Source organism: Kocuria cellulosilytica (genome assembly GCF_040981245.1).
GTDB classification, from domain to species: domain Bacteria; phylum Actinomycetota; class Actinomycetes; order Actinomycetales; family Micrococcaceae; genus Kocuria; species Kocuria cellulosilytica.
Genome location: NZ_JAVFWZ010000002.1, coordinates 483,686 through 501,358 on the forward strand (window position 1 = coordinate 483,686; position 17,673 = coordinate 501,358).

A 17,673-nucleotide genomic window follows, 5' to 3' on the forward strand; every position below is an offset into this window, starting at 1 on the left:
AGCACTTCTCCCCCGCCGACACAGGAGCCCCCATGCCCACGACGACCGGCGCGAGCGCCGCGCACCGCACCGAGACTACCGAGCCCGCCGCCGGACCTGCCGCCACGGCCGCGGAGCACGCTGAGCGAGCCCAGCGGGCGGCGCACTCGGTCCGGGAGCTGTTCGGCGGGCGGGCGCTGGGGGTGCCCGGCACGCTGCTCGGCGCCCCGGCGCACCCGCGGCCCACGTCCCCGAAGGCCCCGTGGCACTACTGGTGGCAGGCGCACCTGCTCGACGCGCTGGTGGACGCCGGGCTCCGGCACCTGGACGAGCCCGCGCGGGCGCAGCGGTTCCGCCGGGAGGGGCACCGGCTGCTGCGGGGCATCACCCTGCGCAGCGGCGGCCGGGTGACCCACAACTCCTACTACGACGACATGGCGTGGCTGCTGCTGGCCGTGGGCCGTCTCGCCGGGCTGGACCGCGCCCTGACCGGCCGGCCGGGCGTGGCGTGCCTCGACGCCGGCAGCGCCCTGCTCGCCAGGCTGGAGCGGGGCCACACCGGGGACCTCGGCGGCGGGGTCTTCTGGAACACCCGCCACGACGTCAAGAACACGGCGTCCTCCGCGCCCACGGCCCTGGCCTTCGTGCGCACGCACCGCCGGGAGGAGGCCCGTGCGGTGCTCGGCTGGCTGCGGGGCACCCTGTGGAACCCCGAGCGGAGGGTCTTCCACGACGGCCTGCGCCTGGTCGCCGCCGGGTCCGGGGCCGAGGTGACGCGCCTGGACGAGAGGCTGTTCAGCTACAACTCCGGGCCCGTGCTCGGCGCGCTGCTCGAGCTGGCGGACGCCCCGGGCACGGCCGGACCGGACCGGGCGGACCTGCTGGGCGCGGCCGCCGACGTGGTGGCGGGCGCCGCGGCGGAGTACGGCCGCGAACTGGACGGGCATCCCGTCCTGCGCACCCACGGGGGTGGGGACGCCGGCCTGTTCAGCGGGATCCTGGCCCGCTACCTCGCCGACGCCGCCCGGCACCCGGGCCTGCCCGCCGCGGTCCGCGGCACCGCGGCGGAGCTCGTGACGGGCACCGCCGACGCCCTGTGGGCGGGACGGCGGGAGTTCGACCCGGCGGTCGACTTCAGCGCGCCGGACAGCACGGCCGCCGGCGAGACGGTCGCGATCTTCTCCCCGGACCCGGCGCGGCACGCCGACGAGTCGCAGCGCCCCGGCGTGCCCGTCGAGCTGTCCACCCAGGTGCAGGCGTGGACGGTCCTGGAGGCCGCCGCCCGGCTGACCCGCCCGTGACCGGGCCGGGGCGCCCCGGCTCCGCTGTGCGCTGAACCGGCCCTCCGGGGCGGCGGGGGCCGTGGCCCCGCCCGGGGTCTTGGGATAGAACAGCAGTATGAGTTTCCTCCGCACCCCCGATCCGAATCCCGGTTGGCTCAACGAGGACGACCTGCAGGAGGCCCGCCGCCGCCTGCCGATGGTGTACGTGCAGGCCCTGCCGGTCCGGCTCGACCCGCTGGGCTACCTCTCCGAGATCGGGCTGCTGCTGCAGGCCACCCCCCAGGGCGAGATGATGTACACGCTCGTCTCCGGGCGGGTGCTGTACCGGGAGACCATCCGGGCGGCGCTCCTGCGCCACCTGGAGAAGGACCTGGGCGCCATGGCCTTCCCGCAGCTGCCGGTGTCCACCACGCCGTTCGCCGTCGCCGAGTTCTTCCCCTCCCCGTCCGAGACCGGCCTGACCGACGACCGCCAGCACGCCGTGGCGCTGAGCTACATCGTGCCGGTGCGCGGCGAGTGCAGCCCGCGCCAGGACGCCCTGCAGCTGTCCTGGATGAGCCCCGAGGAGGCGCTCAGCCCCGAGGTCCAGGCCGAGTTCGCGGGCGGCCGCGGGGACCTGGTGCGCCAGGCCGTGGCCCACGCCGGCTGGGGCCGCTGAGGAGCACCGCTCGCGCACGGGGCTCCGGCCCGGACCGCGCTTCGCCGGCCGGTGCCGCACAATGGACGGGTGCCCGCACCTGAGAAGACCCTTCCGCCCACCGCCGCCCGCGCCGCCTTCGACTTCGAGCTGGAGCACCGCCTGGCCGACACCGCCCCGGCCCCCCGGGGGCGCGCCGGGGGCGGCGGCCCGTTCCTGGGCCGCACCGGGACCATCAGCACGCCGCACGGGACGATCCGGACCCCCGCCTTCGTCCCCGTCGGCACCGCCGCCACCGTCAAGGCGGTGCTGCCCGAGTCCATGGCGGAGCTCGGCGCCCAGGCCCTGCTCGCCAACGCCTACCACCTCTATCTGCAGCCCGGCGCGGACGTCCTGGACGCCGCGGGCGGGCTCGGGGCGTTCATGAACTGGTCCGGCCCCACCTTCACGGACTCCGGGGGCTTCCAGGTCATGTCCCTGGGGTCGGGGTTCCGGAAGGTCATCGACATGTCCGCGGCCGCGGCCGCGGGGGCGGGGGACGACGACGTCGCGACCGGCAAGGAGCGCATGGCGCGGGTCGACGACGACGGGGTCACGTTCACGTCCCACATCAACGGGGACGTCCACCGGTTCACCCCGGAGATCTCGATGCAGGTGCAGCACCGGCTGGGCGCGGACGTCATGTTCGCGTTCGACGAGCTGACCACGCTGCACAACTCCCGCGGCTACCAGGAGACGTCCCTCGAGCGGACCCGCCGGTGGGCGCAGCGGTGCGTGGCCGAGCACGTGCGGCTCACCGAGGAGCGCGCCGACAGGCCGTACCAGGCACTGTTCGGCGTGATCCAGGGCGCCCAGTACGAGGACCTGCGCCGGAAGGCGTGCCGGGACCTCGGGGCGATGGACTTCGACGGCTTCGGGATCGGCGGGGCCCTCGAGAAGGAGAACCTCGGCACGATCGTGCGCTGGTGCAGCGAGGAGCTGCCCGAGGACCGGCCCCGGCACCTGCTGGGGATCTCGGAGCCGGACGACATCTTCACGGCCCTCGAGAACGGCGTGGACACCTTCGACTGCGTCTCCCCCACCCGGGTGGCCCGATCGGGCACCGTGTACGTCCCGGACGGCCGCTTCACCGTCAGCAACGCCCGCTTCCGCACGGACCTCGCCCCGATCGACGCCGGCTGCGACTGCTACACGTGCACGCACTACACCCGGGCGTACCTGCACCACCTGTTCAAGGCGAAGGAACGGCTGTCCGCCACGCTCACGTCGATCCACAACGAGCGGTTCGTCGTGCGCATGGTGGACGGGGCCCGGGAGGCCATGGCCGACGGGACCTGGGTCGAGTACCGGGACGAGGTCCTGGGCCGCTACTACGCGCGCCGGTCCTGAGCCCCCTGCCCGGCGTCGGGGTCCTCGTGGATCACGAGCACCGGGCACGAGGCGTGGGCGACGCACGCGGCGCTGACCGAGCCGAGCAGCAGCCCGCGGAAGCCGCCGTGGCCCCGGCGCCCGACGACGAGCATCGTGGCGTCCTCGCTCTCGTGCACCAGGACCTTGGCCGGGTGGCCGAAGACCACGGAGGTGCTGAGCCCGGCCGGCACGTCGTCCCCGAACGCCTCGTGGACCGCCTTGTCGACCTGCTTCCGGGTGATCTCGTCGAAGTTGTCACTGCCCAGCGGGACGTACCCGGCGTACTCGGGCGGGTACTCCCACGCCCCGACCGCCTTGATGCCCGCACCGAGGGCCTCCGCCGTCCGCGCCGCCCAGCGCAGCGCCTCCACCGACTGCGGGGAGCCGTCGACCCCGACGACGATCGCTGCTGCGGTTCCGTTGCTCATGCCCGATCCTCTGCTCGTGTGATCACCCTGACGTGATCAGTATCACAGAGCGCGGGACGCCGTGGGCGCCGCGGCCGGCGCACGCCCGGCTGAGGGCGCCGGCGTCCCCGGGGGCCGGCGGCGCCCTCAGCCGGCGCTCGCGGCCGCCTCGGCGTGCTCGGCCTCGACCGACTCCTCGGGGAGGACGAGGACCGGGCAGGGGGCGTGGGCGACGCAGGCCGAGCTCGTGGAGCCCATCAGCAGCCCCTTGAAGCCGCCGTGGCCCCGGCGCCCGACCACGAGCAGCGTGGCCCCCTCGCTGTGCTGCATCAGCACCTTGGAGGGGTGGCCGAACTCCACCACGGTGCGCAGTCCGGCCGGGACGTCGTCCCCGAAGGCCTCGTGGACCGCCCGGTCCACCCGCTTCCGGGCCAGTTCGTCGAAGTGGTCGTCCTTGAAGTGCACGAAGTTCACGTACTCGGGCGGGTTCTCCCACGCCCCCACGACCGTGAGGGTCGCACCGTAGGCCGGCGCGAGGCGCGCGGCCCAGCGCAGCGCCGCCACGGACTGGGGAGACCCGTCGACCCCCACCACGATCGCTCCATCCGACTGCTGATCCATGTTCCGTCCTCGCTGTCCTGACGCCGATGATGTGTGTCCAGTATCACAGAGCCCGCGGCGCCGCGCTCACAGGTGCGAGAGGATGACCGAGCTCCTCGTGTGGTTGACGCCCTTCCACTCCCTGATCCGGACCATGACGTCCTCGAGGTGGGTGGTGTTCTCCGCGCGGATCAGGAAGATGCCGTCCGCCTCCCCGGTGACCGTGTACGCGGCGGTCACCTCGGCGATCTCCGCGGCCATCGTGCGCATCATCGACGGCGACAGGCCGCCGTCGCAGTGCAGCTCCACGAAGGCCTGGATGTGCCACCCCAGCACGAGGGGGTCGACCTCCGCGGTGAAGCGCTTGATGGCACCCGTCTGCTGCAGCACGTCCACCCGGCGCTTGACCGCGGGGGCCGACAGGCCCACCTTCTGGCCGATGGCCGCATAGCTCTCCCGGCTGTCCTGGACCAGTGACGCAATGATCTGCCGGTCAATATCGTCAACACGCAACAATTCGCTCCTTCCGTGAGCGCAATCACATTGAATGATTCACTATCGGCCCGTTAGACTTTAGATGTCAACCGAGGGACAGCCCCTCGCCGGGACCTCCGGCGACCCAGCCTCGGACCCACGGATCTTCTCGCCCCGCGCACAGAAAGCTCGATGTTCCCATGGCTCTGCTCTTCGTCTTCGGTCTCCCCGCCCTCCTCTTCACCGCCATCGGCCGGGCCGCGGCCCCCGCCGGCATCCGTGCCGGGGGCGCCCTGCGCCGCGCCGGCAGCGACCTCGCCCGCGGGCTCCGCGTGTGCGCCATGACCTCCCCGCAGTACCTGACCGGCGGGTCGCACGCCGGCCGCTGACCCGGGCGCTCCGGCGCCGACGACGACACCGGAGCAGCACCCCCGGCGGCCCGGCCTCTCACGAGAGGCCGGGCCGCCGCGTGTTAACTTCTTGTTGCCGTGACAAGATCGCACTTCGGACGACAGGCGTGTCTGTTGCCAACGGCCCTCCGGCAGGGTGTAGTGGTGAGATGCAGATCACACAAGCGGCACCCATGGCGACCGTGGCCGAGGACGTCGAGTGGCTGGCGGCCATCGACAACGCCATCAACTCGGCGTTCGCCCCCATCACCGAGGTCTTCTCGACCATCGTCTTCGTCCCGATCACCGTCGCGGGCGTCAGCTTCCCGTTCGTCGTGGCCTGGCTCATCGCGGCCGGCGTGATCTTCACCGTCTACTTCGGCTTCATCCAGTTCCGCGGCCTCAAGGTCTCCTGGGACGTGGTCCGGGGCAAGTTCTCGTCCAAGGACGACCCCGGTGAGGTCCCCCACTTCCAGGCCCTGACCTCCGCACTGTCCGGCACCGTGGGGCTGGGCAACATCGCCGGTGTCGGCGCGGCGATGGCCCTCGGCGGGCCGGGCGCCACCTTCTGGATGATCTGCGCCGGCCTGCTCGGCATGGCCACGAAGTTCGCGGAGTGCACGCTCGGCGTGAAGTACCGCGAGGTCCACGAGGACGGCACCGTCAGCGGCGGGCCCTTCCGGTACCTGCTCGTCGCCTACGGCAAGTTCGGCAGCGTCGTCGCCAAGATCTTCACCGGCATCTTCGCCGTCGCGATCCTCCTGTTCGGCGCCGCCGGCGGCAACATGTTCCAGGCCAACCAGACGTTCGCCCAGGCGCGCAACGTGACGGGCGGCCCCGACGGCTTCCTCGGCAGCGCCGGGGCGGCCCTCATCTTCGGCCTGATCCTCGCGGGCTTCGTGGGCCTGGTCATCATCGGCGGCATCAAGTCCATCGGCGCCACCACCAGCCGGCTGGTGCCGGCCATGGCCGCCGTCTACGTCACCGCGTGCCTGGTCGTCATCCTCGTCAACCTGCCCCAGGTGCCGGCCGCTTTCGCCTCCATCGTCGACGGCGCGTTCTCCCCGGAGGGCATGGCCGGCGGCGTCCTGGGCGTCATGATCGTGGGCTTCCAGCGCGCGGCGTTCTCCAACGAGGCGGGCCTCGGCTCCGCCCCGATCGCCCACTCGGCCGTCAAGACCCGCCGCCCCGTGAGCGAGGGGTTCGTGGCGATGTTCGAGCCCTTCGTGGACACCGTGATCATCTGCACCATGACCGCCCTCGCCATCATCATCGCCGGCGCCCCCAGCCTGCAGGCCGGCATCGACCAGGTGCAGGCCGGTGGGGGCGCTCCCGACGGCGTCATCCTCACCTCGGACGCCTTCGCCACGGTCATCCCCTGGTTCCCGATCATCCTGGCGATCGCGGTGATCCTGTTCGCCTTCTCCACCCTCATCACCTGGTTCTACTACGGCCTCAAGGCGTGGGAGTTCCTGTTCGGGCGCAGCCGGCTCAGCGACAACATCTTCCGCGGCATCTACCTGTTCTTCACCGTGGCGGGCACCGTCCTGACCTTCAGCGAGGTCATCGCCTTCGCCGACGCGGCGCTGTTCGTCTGCGGCTTCGTCAACCTGCTCGGGGTCTACCTGCTGCTGCCCGTCATCAAGAAGGAGATGAAGGAGTACCTCGCCGACCGCAAGAGCGGCACGCTGCACCTCCTCGGCAACGAGCCGTCGGACGGGTCCACCGCGGTCCGCAACGACGCCTGACCCACGGCGCGTCCGCACGATCGCATCACACGGCCGCACCGCACGGCCGACGCCCGGTCCTCGTTCCGAGGGCCGGGCGTCGCCGTGCCCGGAGCCCGACCGGCTGCGCCTACTCGGTGGTCCCGGCGTCGTCGGCGCCGGGCGCGCGCTGGGACTCGTTCCGGGACCTCCGCCAGGCGAGCACGCCCACGACCACCACGACCGCCCAGGAGGCGGCGACCACCGCCAGGGCCGGCCACGACGGCCGGGACGTGAAGGCCCCCACCGCGGCGAAGCTCACCTGGCCCGGCATCCCCCCCAGCAGGGTGGCCCCGAGGTAGTCGCGCTGCGGGATGCGCACGAGCCCCGCCCCGTAGCTGAGGGTCCAGTTGGGCACGACCGGCCGGAGCACGAGCACCGTGAGGAAGCCCTTCCCGACGAGCTTGCGCTCCACCGCCTCGACGCGGCTTCCCGCGAGCCGGTACAGGGCGTCGCGGCCGAGGAACCGGGCCAGCCAGTACCCCAGCCAGGCTCCGGCGGTGGTGGCGACGACCCCGACCACGCTGCCCTGGGCCATGCCGAAGAGGAACCCTCCGGACACGGCCATGATCGTCACCGGGACCGGCGTGGCCGCCACCAGGACGAACACCCCGGCGAAGACGAGGGGACCCCACGCGCCGAACCCCTCGACGAAGGTCCGCACCTGCTCCACGGTCGGCAGCTCGTGGCCGATGAGGTACCAGACGGCCACGCCCAGCAGCACCAGGAGCGCCCCGCCCTTGAGCGCGGTGATCCACGCCGGCCGCGCGCCGGGCTCGCGGGCCCCCGGCTCCGGCGCAGGTTCGGTGCTCACGTGCGCCACTGTACCGACCGCCGCCGCCGGCGCCGAGGGCCGGAGTGCCGGTCCCCCACCGGGCTCGGATAGTCTGCCCGCATGACCCAGGACGCCGCGACCCGCACCACTGCACTGACCCGGCGGCTGACCGCGCCCAACCCGGGGCCCATGACCCTGGACGGCACCAACTCGTGGCTGATCGGGGCGCCGGGGCAGCAGGACGTCGTCGTCGTGGACCCGGGTCCGGCCGACCGCGGCCACCTCGCCGCCCTGGCCGCGGCGGGGCGGACCGTGCTGACGCTGGTCACGCACCGCCACGTCGACCACACCGAGGCCGTCGACGACTTCCACGCGCTCACCGGCGCGCCCGTGCGCGCCTTCCTGCCGGAGTTCTGCCGCGACGCCGCCCCGCTGGCGGACCACGAGACGATCGAGGCCGCCGGGTGCCGGATCCGGGTGCTGCACACCCCTGGGCACACCTCCGACTCCGTGAGCTTCCACCTGCCCGACGACACGCCGGCCCCGGGCGGGGACGCCGAGGCCGCGGCGCGCGCCACGGGCTCTGTGCTCACCGGCGACACGGTCCTGGGCCGGGGGACCACGATGCTCGACCACCCGGACGGGAGCCTGGGCGACTACCTGCGCTCGCTGCAGCGCCTGGCGGTGCTGGGCGACGCCCTGGTGCTGCCGGCGCACGCGGACGTGCGGGAGGACGTCGAGGCGGTGTGCGAGGAGCTCCTCGAGCACCGCATGGAGCGTCTCGCGGAGGTGCGGGAGGCCCTGCGGAGCCTGGGCCGCGCGGCGACCCTCGAGGCCATCACGGCCAGGATCTACGCCGACGTCCCGGCGCACGTGCTGCCCGCCGCCCGCAGCTCGGTGGGCGCGCAGCTGGCCTACCTCGGCTTCTGATCCTCGTCCGCGGACCCGGGCGGGGCCGCAGCCCCGGCCCGGCCGGTCAGCGCAGGGGCGCGAGGGCCTCCCCCGCGGCGCCGGCCTCGCCGTAGGTCGGCTCCCGGCGCTTGAGCCAGCCGATCACGGCGTAGGTCACCGGCATGACGAGCACCTCGACCAGGACCTTGTACACGTAGCCCACCACCACGTAGTTGAGGAAGTCCCCCGCCGTGGTGATGCCGATGACCGGGGCCGCCACGGTGCAGAAGACCACGGTGTCCACGAGCTCGCCCACCAGGGTCGAGCCGATGAGCCGCGCCCACAGGTGCTTCTCCCGGGTGCGGGCCTTGATCCGGACCATCACGAAGGCGTTGAGCAGCTGCCCCGCGAGGTAGCCCAGCAGGGATCCCGCCACGATGAGCGGGACCGGGCCGAGGACGGCCTCGAAGGCGGCCTGGCCGTCGTAGAACTCCGCCGGCGGCAGGGCGATGACGAGCCAGAACACGACCGAGGAGAACAGCCCCGCGGCGAACGAGGTGACGATGGCCCGGCGGGCGGAGCGGAAGCCGTAGACCTCCGCCACGACGTCGCCGAGGACGTAGGCGAGGGGGAAGAGGAAGAACCCCCCGTCGGTGATGACGGGGCCGAAGGCGACCCCCTTGGTCGCGGCGACGTTGGAGAGCACCAGGATCACGCAGTACGCCGCCACGACGAGGTCGAAGTGCGTGCGGGGGCGGCGGGCGAACCCGGCGGGGGCCGGGCCGGAGGAGGAGGACACGGTCGGTCACCAATCTGTCTTGACGCGGCGCCGGCCCGTGCGGGCGGACGCCGTGGTTCGATCTGTGCGGTGTGCTGGACGGACGCGGGGCCCCGCCTGCCACCCGGGAGCCCCTTCCCCGCCGCCGCGGGTCCCGGGCGGGGACCCGCGGACCGGCCGGAGACCGTCCGACAGTCTAGCCCCGGCGGTTGGCCCCGGCCCCGGACGGGGGCGCACAATGGCTCCCATGACCGACACCAGCACCGTTCCCACGCCCGCCGCCGCGGACCGCGCCGCCCAGCCGCCCGTGGCCCTGACGATCGCCGGCTCCGAGGCCACCGGCGGCGCCGGCGCCCAGGCGGACCTCAAGACCTTCCAGGAGCTCGGGGTCTTCGGCTCCCTCGCCCTCACCTGCATCGTCTCCTTCGACCCGGCCGAGGACTGGGGGCACCGCCTGTTCCCCGTGCCGCAGGACGTGCTGCGCGAGCAGCTCGAGGCGATCACGGCCGCCCACGAGCTCGACGCCGTCAAGATCGGCATGCTGGGCAGCCCCGAGACCATCGCCACCACGGCCGAGGTCCTCACCGCACTGGCGCCGCGCCACCTGGTCCTCGACCCGGTGCTCATCTGCAAGGGCCAGGAGCCGGGCGCGGCCCTGGACACGGACGAGGCGCTGAAGGCGAAGGTCCTGCCGCTGGCCACCTTCGTGACCCCGAACCACTTCGAGTCCCTCTCCCTGTCCGGCATGGACGAGATCAGCACCGTCGAGCACCTCGTGGAGGCCGCGCGGCGGATCCACGAGACGTCCGGTGCCGTGGTCCTCGCCAAGGGCGGGGTCCGTCTCGCCGGCCCCGACGCCGTCGACGTCTTCTACGACGGGACCACCCTCGAGGTGCTCTCGGAGCCCAAGGTCGGCGAGGTCCCCGTGGCCGGGGCGGGCTGCACGCTCGCGGCCGCGGTCGCCGCGGAGCTGGCGAAGGGGGCCGAGCCCCTCGACGCGGCCCGCGCCGCGAAGGCCTTCGTCTCCGCGGGCATCCGGCGCCGGCTCAGCTCGCGCGCCCCGTTCGACTCCCTCTGGCAGGGCGGCTCGGCCGCCGAGCGGTGAGCGGGTGAGGGCCCGGACGCCCGCCGGCCGGTCCGGCGGGCGTCCGGCCCGCGAGGCCGTGGAGCCCTGTTCTGCTGAGGGTTTCCTGGACGTTTCCCCAGACCTTCTGTGCGGAGGAGCCGAATTCCCGGAAACGGTGGTGTCATAGTCAGACATACCGTCACCAAGGCTCAGCACAGTGTGCATAATTTGGTGACACGCACAGATAAGGTGTCATCATGCCTCGTATTTCTGCGGCCACCAATGCCGCGCAGCGGGAGAACACCAAACGAGCGATCCTCGACTCCTTCGGCCAGCTGCTCTACCAGCAGGGCCTCACCGGGCTGACCATGACGCACGTGGCCAAGAACGCCGGCGTGGGCCGCACCGCGGTCTACAACTACTTCGCGGACATGGGCGAGCTGCTCGTGGCCTACGCCCTGGACGAGACCGAGCGGTTCATGACCGATCTGCGCCGCGACCTCGAGGGCGTCGCCAACCCGGTCGACCGGCTCGCCGTCTACATCCGTGCCCAGATCGAGGACCTCACGCGGCGCCACCTGCCCCCGGGTCCCACCATGCGCACCGTCCTCTCCCCGGAGGACTACCAGAAGCTGGGCGAGCACGTGGGCGAGCTGCAGGGCCTGCTCGCCGCGATCCTGCGGGACGCGATCGGCCAGTCCTATCTGCCGCCGGGCGACATCTCGGAGCTCGCCGCCCTGGTCCACGGCTCCCTGACCGCCGCGGCGGACCGCGGGCAGAACTCCGACCAGGACCGGGCGGCGCGGGAGCAGCACATCCGCTCCACCGTCCGCTTCATCCAGCAGGGCCTGGGGGCGCAGTTCGACGCCGAGGGCCACCCCGTGCCGCTCGCCCCCGAACGGCCTCCGCTCAGCGCCGCGTCCTGACCGCGCCCCGCTCCGCACGCGCACCCGGTGCGGGGCCGAGCTCCAGCACGCGCGCGTGCATCACCGTGCGGTGGTGCAGCGCGGTGCGCAGCGCCCGGTGCAGCCCGTCCTCCAGGTAGAGGTGGCCGTCCCACCGCACCACGTGCGGGAAGAGGTCGCCGTAGAACGTGGAGTCCGCGTCCAGCAGGGTGGCCAGGTCGAGGGTGGTCTTCGTGGTGACCAACTGGTCCAGGCGGACCCGGCGCGGCGGGACGCCGGACCAGTCCGTCGGCGTGACCAGACCGTGGTCCGGGTACGGACGGGAGTCGCCCACGGCCTTGAAGATCATGCGTTCATCCTAGGGGCGGGCCCCGCGGCGCACGGGGAGCCACCGCCCGGCGCGCTGCCGGTGGCCCGTGCACCCCCGGCCCCGGCGGCGCACGTGCCGCCGGGGGCGCCGGCGGTTCCGGCGGGGGATCCGCAGGGACCGCCGCGCACCCCCGGGGGTCGGCTCCGGAGTCAGCTCCGGGTCACGGTGACGGCCCGGGTGGTGGCGTTCCACTCGATCCGGCCGCCGGTGTAGTTCTGGGCCATGCCGCTCGAGGTGCTGAACTCGTCGGTGGTCGGGTAGCCCAGGCCCCGCTCGTGGCCCAAAGCCGCCCACTTCCGGCCGATGGCCCCGTACTCCTTGATCGCGTTCGAGCCGGTGCGCGAGGACCACATGATCTTGGTCCGCTTCCCGGACGCGTCGAAGACCTGGTAGGCCCCGCCGTCGGCGGTCCGCTTCTCGTCGGTCCGCGGCGGGCCGTAGCTGCCCGCGTAGCCGTCGGCAGCGAACTTCCGGCCGATCGACCCGCCGTAGTCGACCATCCGGGTCCCGGTGGCCTTGGACCAGTAGAGGGCCTTGTCCCGGCCGTCGGCGCCCGCGAAGCGCTGGTAGACGGAGCCGTGCCCGGAGGCGTACTCCGCGCTGACCGGCGTGGCCCACGCGGTGCCGCCCAGCGCCGCCCACGTGCGCCCGATCGCCCCGGTGAGCTGGTAGCCGTTGACGACGTCGTTGCCGGTGGGCGAGACGGTCCCGGGCGCCGGGGCCGCGCCGGTGCCGGAGTAGAGACGGTCGACGTCGTCGCCGACCAGGTCGGCCAGGTCGTAGTTGGTGTGGTGCAGCCCGGCCATCACCACGCGGTCGGCCTTCGCGAAGCCGGCGTTCCGGTAGGCGGCCGCACCCTTGCCGGCCGCCTCCAGCGCGGACCAGTTGGACGGCTGGGTGGCGCCGTAGCTGTCGAGGGAGCCGACGTACCAGGTCGGGTCCGTGGCCCGGAGCGCGGCGTCGGGGGTGCTCTCGAGCCGGCCGTTGTAGACGCCGCCGCCGCCGATCAGGGTCGACCCGCCGCCCCGGATCCAGCCGGCGCGGTCGGAGAGCACCTCGGTGGAGATGAACTCCGCGCCGCCGGAGTACCCGGCCAGGTGGATGCGGGTCGTGTCGACACGCTGCTCGGAGACGACCCTGGCCGCCAGGGCGCGGAACCAGTCACCGACCGCCTCGCTGTTCGAGGTCCAGGACCGGTTGGCGGGGGCGACCGGCACCACGAGGATCATGTTCTTGGCAGCGGCCCGGGCGGCCATGGTCCTGAGCATCGAGGCGGTGGGGCGCTGGGCGTAGTACTGCCCGTCGCCGTCGAAGTAGAAGACCACGCCGACGGCCTTGGACCGGTCGACGCCGGCGTCGTAGAGGTGGTACTGCGAGGAGACGCCGGCGGCGGTGTGGACCGTGCTGGTCGTCGAGGCGTGGGCCGGGGCGGTCGCCCCGACCATCGTGCCGGCGAGCATCGCGCCGGCCAGGAGAGCGGCGGGCAGGGCGGTCGAGGGCATGGGGAACGAAGGCAGCTTCAAGGAGGACCTCTTGGGGGGATAGAGGACGGGGGGAGAACAGCCGGGGGGGCAGCTGCTGGTGCGGCGGAACAGCCCGTTCCGTCACATCAGCAGGGTATTGCATTAGCGAACACAGGTGGTGGAGCGACGCAACGTTACGATGTGGTCCTGATCCGTCGTCACCCCCCCCCGGAGAGACCCCCCATGACCCTTCGCCCCCTGGCGCTGGCCGCCCTCCTGATCTTCGCCCCCGCACCGGGGGCGGCCCACGCCGTCGAGACCCCGCCGTCTCCCGCACCGGCCGCCGGGTCCCCCGCCGAGGAGCCCGCGCCCGAGCCTGCGCCGGACGAGGGGCCGGGCGGTGCGGCCGACCCCCTGCCGGACCCCGGCCCGGCCGAGACCCCCGCCTCCGCACCCGAGGACGCTCCGGCGCCCGAGGCCGGCGGCACACCGGCGGACGACCGCCCCTCCCCCGCCGCCGAGGGGCCCACGGCGCCGGGGAACGGCGCGGACCCCGCCGGGAAAGGTCCGGCCGGCCAGGACCGCACCGGGGAGCTCGGCGCCGAGGAGGTCACGGCGGAGGCGGACGCCGGGACCCCGGCGGACCGGAGCGCGCACGCGGTGGATCCCCCCGCCATGGAGCAGGCCTCCCTCGTGGGACCCGGTGCCGCCGCGGCCCACCGTCCCGGCTCCGGAGCCCTGCTCCGGCACGCCCCCGCAGCCCGGGGGCAGATGCTGCCCGGACAGCAGCAGGTGAGCCCCGGGACGCTCACGCGCATCTCGCTGGGGACCGTGACCCGGGTCCCCGCCCAGGACGCGCCCGCCGGCTCCGCCGCCACCGGGTGGGTCGTGGGGCTCTTGGTGGTGGGCGCCGCGGCCGCCGCCGTCCTCCACCGTCGGAGCGTGAGGCACCCCGGCGAGAGCTGACCGCTCCCGTCGTCCGAGGGCTCGGACAAGGTGTCGTGGTAGAATTCTCGACCTGCACTGCAAGGGCACAACTCGGTCACACCGCACGCGGAGGTGACGATGGTGGACCTGCTGGAGCGTGATCAGGAGTTCCGTGCGCTGCACGCGGCTCTGCGCGACGCCGCACATGCCCGCGGCTCCGTGGTGCTCGTGACCGGCGAGCCGGGCATCGGGAAATCCGCGGTCGTGGAGCGTTTCGGTGCCGAGGTCGCGGGCCGAGCCCGCTGGTTGCGGGGCTTCTGCGACGACCTGGCGACACCGCGGCCGCTGGGCGTCTTCCGCGACTTCTCGGAGGAGCTTCCGCAGCCGCTCGCCGACGCGCTCCGGCAACCGTCCGTCCCGGCGTCGTTCCCCTCCATGCTCCTGGAGCACCTTCGGTCCGTCGACGGCCCCAGCGTCCTCGTGCTCGAGGACGTCCACTGGGCGGACCAGGCCACCGTCGACGCCGTCGTCGTCCTCGGCCGCCGGATGGCAGACCTGCCCGCCGTGCTCCTGCTGACCTATCGCCCGGGCGAGGTGGACCCGGGTCAGCCCCTGCGTGCCGCGATCGCCGCCGTGCGGGGCACCACCTCGGCGCACCTGGAGCTCGCTCCCCTCTCGTCCGCCGCCGTGGCCCGGCTGGCCGGTCCGGACGCCGAACGGGTGTTCGCCCTCTCCGGCGGCAATCCGTTCTTCGTCACCGAGCTGATCGCCGGACGGGGGGATTCGCCTCCGCCTTCCCTGGCGGACGCCGTCATGGGACGAGTCGCCCAGCTGGAGGACGCCTCCCGGGAGCTGCTCGAGCTGATCTCCATGGTCCCCGGCCGGATGGCCACGGACGTGCTGGACATCGCCGAACCCGGTTGGTCGCTGGCCGTCGAGCAGCTCGAGCGGCGGCAGCTGCTCACCAGCGACCCGCGGCACGTGCGCTTCCGGCACGCCTTGACCCAGGCCGCCGTCCGTTCCAGCGTGCTGCCGGGACGACGCCGGGTCCTGCACGGCACGATCCTGCAGGCGCTCCAGGAGGTGCGGGCGGACCCTGCTGAACTCGTCCACCACGCCGAGGCGGCCGGAGACACGGACGTCGTCGCGGAGCAGTCGCCGGTCGCCGCACGGCTGGCGCGCGTGGCCGAGTCCCACCGGGAAGCCTTCTCGCACTTCCGCCGGGCCTCGGACTTCGCCGACCGGCTCCCCCGGAGGACCGGGCACAGATCTGGGAGGAGCTGGCGCGCAGCGCCTACCTGGTGGGCCGGACAGAGGACGCGCTCACCGCCGTCACCCGTGCCGTCGAGCTGCGCACCGGGCTGGGACATCAGGAGGCGGTGGTCCGCTGCCTGACCTTCCGGGCGCACCTGCACTGGTTCAGGGGTGCCGGGAAGGCCGCCCGGGAGGACGCGGAGGCAGCGCGCACAGGGCTCGGCCTCCGCGCCTCCCCGGCTGCCCGTGCCCGGGCCTACGTGCAGTCCGCCGAGCTGGCCATGCTGGCCGGGCACGCGGCGGACAGCCGGCTGTGGGGGCAGCAGGCGGCGGACCTCGCCGGTGAGGACGCCGAGGTCCGCACGCGCGCCCTCACCAGCATGGGCGCCATGCGCATGCAGCTGGACGCCGACGACACCGCGCCCCTGCTCGCGGCCCTGCGTCTCGCCCAGCGGTCGGGTCAGCACCACAGCGCCATGCTCGCCTACACCGCGCTGGCCTACGTCAGCTTCCAGTGGGTCAGGCCGGAAGACGCAATGGCCCACTGCGAAGGAGGCCGGGACTACGCGCGGACCCACGAGGTGGAAGCCATGGCCGCCTACCTCGACGCCGTCGAGGCATGGCTGCTCCTGCGACGGGGCGAGTGGACGAGAGCGGCACACCTGGCCGGTGCCAGTCTGCGGAGCGCCCCGTCCGCGGCCGGCACGGTGACGGGGCTCCAGGCCCGCACCGTGCTGACCGAGCTCGCCCTCCGGCGCGGTGACGCCGACGCCGACGAGCTGCTCGCCTCCCTCGCCGTGGATGCCGACCGCACCGGCGAGCTCAAGCGGATGCAGCCGGTGCTCGAGCTCCAGGTGGAGCGTGCCCTGCTCCACGGCGAGCCGCTGCCGGTGGAGCGGATCGAGGAGGTCGCCCGCATCGTCGGCCGAACCCCGCTCGGGACCGGCTGGGGCCGCGGACGGGCCGCCGCCTGGGCCACCGTGTGCGGGCTGTCCCCACGAGCACCGGAGCCGGCTTCGGCCCCGCATGCGGCGATGGCGGCCGGCGACTGGGTGGCCGCGGCCGACGCGTTCGGCGCGGTGGGCTGGTCCTACGACCGTGCGCTGCTGCTCTCGCTCACCAGCGAGGAGAGCACCCTGGCCGAGGCCGTCGGCCTCGCCCGGAGCCTGGGCGCCGCACCGCTGGAGAAGCGGGCCGGCGATCGGATGCGAACGCTGGGGATGCCGGTTCCCCGAGGCCCCCACGCCTCGACCCGTGCCCATCCCGACCAGCTCACGGGCCGTCAGGCGGAGGTCCTGGGCCTCGTCGCGGAGGGTCTGAGCAACCCGGAGATCGCCTCCGCCCTGCACATCTCGCGACGCACGGTGGAGCACCACGTGGCCGATGTCCTGACCAAGCTCGACGTGTCCACGCGCACCGCGGCGGTCGCGCGTCTCATGGCTCGCGAGGACCCGGGCAGCGGCGCCTCCGTGACGTGGGTGGAGCTCGACGCAAAGATGGGTGAGGACACCGATCCGGGGCCCCCACCGCGTTCCTAGGCTGGTGGCAGGCGGTCCGTCCGGGACCGCCGAGCACACACCACCGGAGGAGGCGACTGTCGTGACCGACACCAGCACGACCAGGACCAATGGGATCGACGTGAGGGCGCTGACCGAGACGATCGACGCTGTCCAGGCCGACCCCGCCGCGGGAACCTTCATCTTCCGCGCCCGGAGCACCTGGCAGGACGGCACCTGCAACGTGGGCGAGATCGGGACGTTCACCCACGCCGGGCAGGAGGACCAGAGCCGCGCGGCCGCGTTCGTGCTGCACGGGGACGAGCCCCCCGTGCTGCTGGGCAGCAACAAGGGGCCCAACGCCGTGGAGCTGCTCCTGCAGGGCCTCGCGTTCTGCTACGCCGTCGGCTTCGTGGCCAATGCCGCGGCCCGGGGGATCGAGATCGAGCGCATGGAGTACGAGATCGAGGGAGACCTCGACGTGCGCGCCTTCCTCGGCCTCGACGGCGGGCGTCCCGGCTTCACCAGGATCCGCGCCACCGGGCGGGTCTCCTCGCCGAACGCCACCCGGCAGCAGCTCGAGGAGCTCTGCCAGTACGTCCAGGACACCTCGCCCGTGCGTGATTCCCTGGCCAACGCCGTGCCCGTGGAGACCACGCTCGACGTCGTCTGAGGAGGCGACCGGCACGACCACCACATCTCCGGCACCCGTGGACCAGGACGTGCTGCCGGCGAAGGTCCGGAAAATGTACCGTGCCGTGGCCGAGCGGCCGGAGCAGGCACGGCGGGCGAGCGGTTCGGCG

Annotated in this window: 19 protein-coding genes; 12 read left to right on the top strand and 7 right to left on the bottom strand. The window is 73.5% G+C overall.

What is annotated here, in order from left to right; all coding sequences use genetic code 11:
- Positions 1 to 32: 32 nt before the first annotated feature.
- The 3 genes from RCG67_RS04805 to tgt all read left to right on the top strand — a co-directional run bounded on the left by RCG67_RS04805 (position 33) and on the right by tgt (position 3,288).
- Entirely contained in the window at positions 33 to 1,280 is a 1,248-nt protein-coding gene (locus tag RCG67_RS04805) for a glycoside hydrolase family 76 protein (protein ID WP_368825068.1), read from the top strand.
- 97 nt (positions 1,281 to 1,377) lie between these two features.
- A complete protein-coding gene (locus tag RCG67_RS04810; RefSeq protein WP_368825069.1) occupies positions 1,378 to 1,920 on the top strand; it encodes an NUDIX hydrolase family protein in 543 nt (180 codons plus the stop codon).
- Positions 1,921 to 2,049: 129 nt separating this feature from the next.
- Positions 2,050 to 3,288, top strand: coding sequence for a tRNA guanosine(34) transglycosylase Tgt (gene tgt / locus RCG67_RS04815; protein ID WP_368825130.1), 1,239 nt, complete (start codon positions 2,050 to 2,052; stop codon positions 3,286 to 3,288).
- Here the strand turns inward: tgt and RCG67_RS04820 are convergent.
- The 3 genes from RCG67_RS04820 to RCG67_RS04830 all read right to left on the bottom strand — a co-directional run bounded on the left by RCG67_RS04820 (position 3,270) and on the right by RCG67_RS04830 (position 4,829).
- Positions 3,270 to 3,737: a universal stress protein gene (locus RCG67_RS04820; RefSeq protein ID WP_368825070.1), complete on the bottom strand. Its 468-nt coding sequence runs from the start codon at positions 3,735 to 3,737 to the stop codon at positions 3,270 to 3,272. The two genes, tgt and RCG67_RS04820, sit on opposite strands and share 19 nt — an antisense overlap.
- Before the next feature lie 126 nt (positions 3,738 to 3,863).
- Positions 3,864 to 4,337: a universal stress protein gene (locus tag RCG67_RS04825; protein WP_368825071.1), complete on the bottom strand. Its 474-nt coding sequence runs from the start codon at positions 4,335 to 4,337 to the stop codon at positions 3,864 to 3,866.
- A gap of 66 nt (positions 4,338 to 4,403) precedes the next feature.
- Complete coding sequence (locus tag RCG67_RS04830) at positions 4,404 to 4,829, bottom strand: Lrp/AsnC family transcriptional regulator (protein WP_368825072.1); 426 nt, start codon at positions 4,827 to 4,829, stop codon at positions 4,404 to 4,406.
- Between the two features lie 161 nt (positions 4,830 to 4,990).
- Here RCG67_RS04830 and RCG67_RS04835 point away from each other — a divergent pair, with 161 nt between their 5' ends.
- Together RCG67_RS04835 and RCG67_RS04840 are read left to right on the top strand one after the other, a co-directional pair.
- On the top strand, positions 4,991 to 5,179 hold the full coding sequence (locus RCG67_RS04835) for a hypothetical protein (RefSeq protein ID WP_368825073.1): 189 nt from the start codon (positions 4,991 to 4,993) through the stop codon (positions 5,177 to 5,179).
- Between the two features lie 170 nt (positions 5,180 to 5,349).
- Positions 5,350 to 6,927: an alanine/glycine:cation symporter family protein gene (locus RCG67_RS04840; RefSeq protein WP_368825074.1), complete on the top strand. Its 1,578-nt coding sequence runs from the start codon at positions 5,350 to 5,352 to the stop codon at positions 6,925 to 6,927.
- 109 nt (positions 6,928 to 7,036) lie between these two features.
- Here RCG67_RS04840 and RCG67_RS04845 read toward each other — a convergent pair whose 3' ends face one another.
- Positions 7,037 to 7,759, bottom strand: a complete 723-nt coding sequence (locus RCG67_RS04845) for a TVP38/TMEM64 family protein (RefSeq protein WP_368825075.1) — start codon at positions 7,757 to 7,759, stop codon at positions 7,037 to 7,039.
- A gap of 81 nt (positions 7,760 to 7,840) precedes the next feature.
- Between RCG67_RS04845 and RCG67_RS04850 the strand changes: the two genes are divergently transcribed.
- Positions 7,841 to 8,650 carry an MBL fold metallo-hydrolase gene (locus RCG67_RS04850; RefSeq protein ID WP_368825076.1) on the top strand — a complete coding sequence of 270 codons (810 nt, stop codon included), beginning with the start codon at positions 7,841 to 7,843 and terminating at the stop codon, positions 8,648 to 8,650.
- 46 nt (positions 8,651 to 8,696) lie between these two features.
- Here the strand turns inward: RCG67_RS04850 and RCG67_RS04855 are convergent, their stop codons facing one another.
- Complete coding sequence (locus RCG67_RS04855) at positions 8,697 to 9,410, bottom strand: queuosine precursor transporter (protein ID WP_368825077.1); 714 nt, start codon at positions 9,408 to 9,410, stop codon at positions 8,697 to 8,699.
- 226 nt (positions 9,411 to 9,636) lie between these two features.
- On the opposite strand from RCG67_RS04855, the gene RCG67_RS04860 reads away from it, so the two are divergent.
- Together RCG67_RS04860 and RCG67_RS04865 are read left to right on the top strand one after the other, a co-directional pair.
- Positions 9,637 to 10,494, top strand: coding sequence for a hydroxymethylpyrimidine/phosphomethylpyrimidine kinase (locus RCG67_RS04860; protein WP_058873880.1), 858 nt, complete (start codon positions 9,637 to 9,639; stop codon positions 10,492 to 10,494).
- Positions 10,495 to 10,712: 218 nt separating this feature from the next.
- Positions 10,713 to 11,381, top strand: coding sequence for a TetR/AcrR family transcriptional regulator (locus RCG67_RS04865; protein ID WP_368825078.1), 669 nt, complete (start codon positions 10,713 to 10,715; stop codon positions 11,379 to 11,381).
- On the opposite strand, the gene RCG67_RS04870 is transcribed toward RCG67_RS04865, so the two are convergent.
- Both RCG67_RS04870 and RCG67_RS04875 read right to left on the bottom strand, forming a co-directional pair.
- On the bottom strand, positions 11,365 to 11,709 hold the full coding sequence (locus tag RCG67_RS04870; RefSeq protein ID WP_368825079.1) for a type II toxin-antitoxin system VapB family antitoxin: 345 nt from the start codon (positions 11,707 to 11,709) through the stop codon (positions 11,365 to 11,367). The genes RCG67_RS04865 and RCG67_RS04870 overlap by 17 nt on opposite strands.
- A gap of 170 nt (positions 11,710 to 11,879) precedes the next feature.
- Positions 11,880 to 13,253, bottom strand: a complete 1,374-nt coding sequence (locus RCG67_RS04875; RefSeq protein ID WP_368825080.1) for a hypothetical protein — start codon at positions 13,251 to 13,253, stop codon at positions 11,880 to 11,882.
- A gap of 183 nt (positions 13,254 to 13,436) precedes the next feature.
- Between RCG67_RS04875 and RCG67_RS04880 the strand changes: the two genes are divergently transcribed.
- From RCG67_RS04880 to RCG67_RS04895, 4 genes are all read left to right on the top strand, one after another.
- Complete coding sequence (locus tag RCG67_RS04880; RefSeq protein ID WP_368825081.1) at positions 13,437 to 14,159, top strand: hypothetical protein; 723 nt, start codon at positions 13,437 to 13,439, stop codon at positions 14,157 to 14,159.
- A 99-nt stretch (positions 14,160 to 14,258) separates the two neighbouring features.
- Positions 14,259 to 15,515, top strand: a complete 1,257-nt coding sequence (locus tag RCG67_RS04885; RefSeq protein ID WP_368825082.1) for an ATP-binding protein — start codon at positions 14,259 to 14,261, stop codon at positions 15,513 to 15,515.
- Complete coding sequence (locus tag RCG67_RS04890) at positions 15,422 to 16,912, top strand: helix-turn-helix transcriptional regulator (protein ID WP_368825083.1); 1,491 nt, start codon at positions 15,422 to 15,424, stop codon at positions 16,910 to 16,912. Before RCG67_RS04885 ends, RCG67_RS04890 begins: the two co-directional genes overlap by 94 nt.
- A gap of 61 nt (positions 16,913 to 16,973) precedes the next feature.
- Entirely contained in the window at positions 16,974 to 17,543 is a 570-nt protein-coding gene (locus RCG67_RS04895) for an OsmC family protein (protein WP_368825084.1), read from the top strand.
- Positions 17,544 to 17,673: the final 130 nt, after the last annotated feature.

Bases quoted from the DNA above. Each gene is read 5' to 3' on its own strand.
- RCG67_RS04865 (WP_368825078.1), top strand. From the start codon at position 10,713: ATGCCTCGTATTTCTGCGGCCACCAATGCCGCGCAGCGGGAGAACACC.
- RCG67_RS04850 (WP_368825076.1), top strand. From the start codon at position 7,841: ATGACCCAGGACGCCGCGACCCGCACCACTGCACTGACCCGGCGGCTG.
- RCG67_RS04870 (WP_368825079.1), bottom strand. From the start codon at position 11,709: ATGATCTTCAAGGCCGTGGGCGACTCCCGTCCGTACCCGGACCACGGT.
- RCG67_RS04825 (WP_368825071.1), bottom strand. From the start codon at position 4,337: ATGGATCAGCAGTCGGATGGAGCGATCGTGGTGGGGGTCGACGGGTCT.
- RCG67_RS04840 (WP_368825074.1), top strand. From the start codon at position 5,350: ATGCAGATCACACAAGCGGCACCCATGGCGACCGTGGCCGAGGACGTC.
- RCG67_RS04805 (WP_368825068.1), top strand. From the start codon at position 33: ATGCCCACGACGACCGGCGCGAGCGCCGCGCACCGCACCGAGACTACC.
- RCG67_RS04880 (WP_368825081.1), top strand. From the start codon at position 13,437: ATGACCCTTCGCCCCCTGGCGCTGGCCGCCCTCCTGATCTTCGCCCCC.
- RCG67_RS04810 (WP_368825069.1), top strand. From the start codon at position 1,378: ATGAGTTTCCTCCGCACCCCCGATCCGAATCCCGGTTGGCTCAACGAG.
- RCG67_RS04860 (WP_058873880.1), top strand. From the start codon at position 9,637: ATGACCGACACCAGCACCGTTCCCACGCCCGCCGCCGCGGACCGCGCC.
- RCG67_RS04885 (WP_368825082.1), top strand. From the start codon at position 14,259: ATGGTGGACCTGCTGGAGCGTGATCAGGAGTTCCGTGCGCTGCACGCG.
- RCG67_RS04820 (WP_368825070.1), bottom strand. From the start codon at position 3,737: ATGAGCAACGGAACCGCAGCAGCGATCGTCGTCGGGGTCGACGGCTCC.
- RCG67_RS04835 (WP_368825073.1), top strand. From the start codon at position 4,991: ATGGCTCTGCTCTTCGTCTTCGGTCTCCCCGCCCTCCTCTTCACCGCC.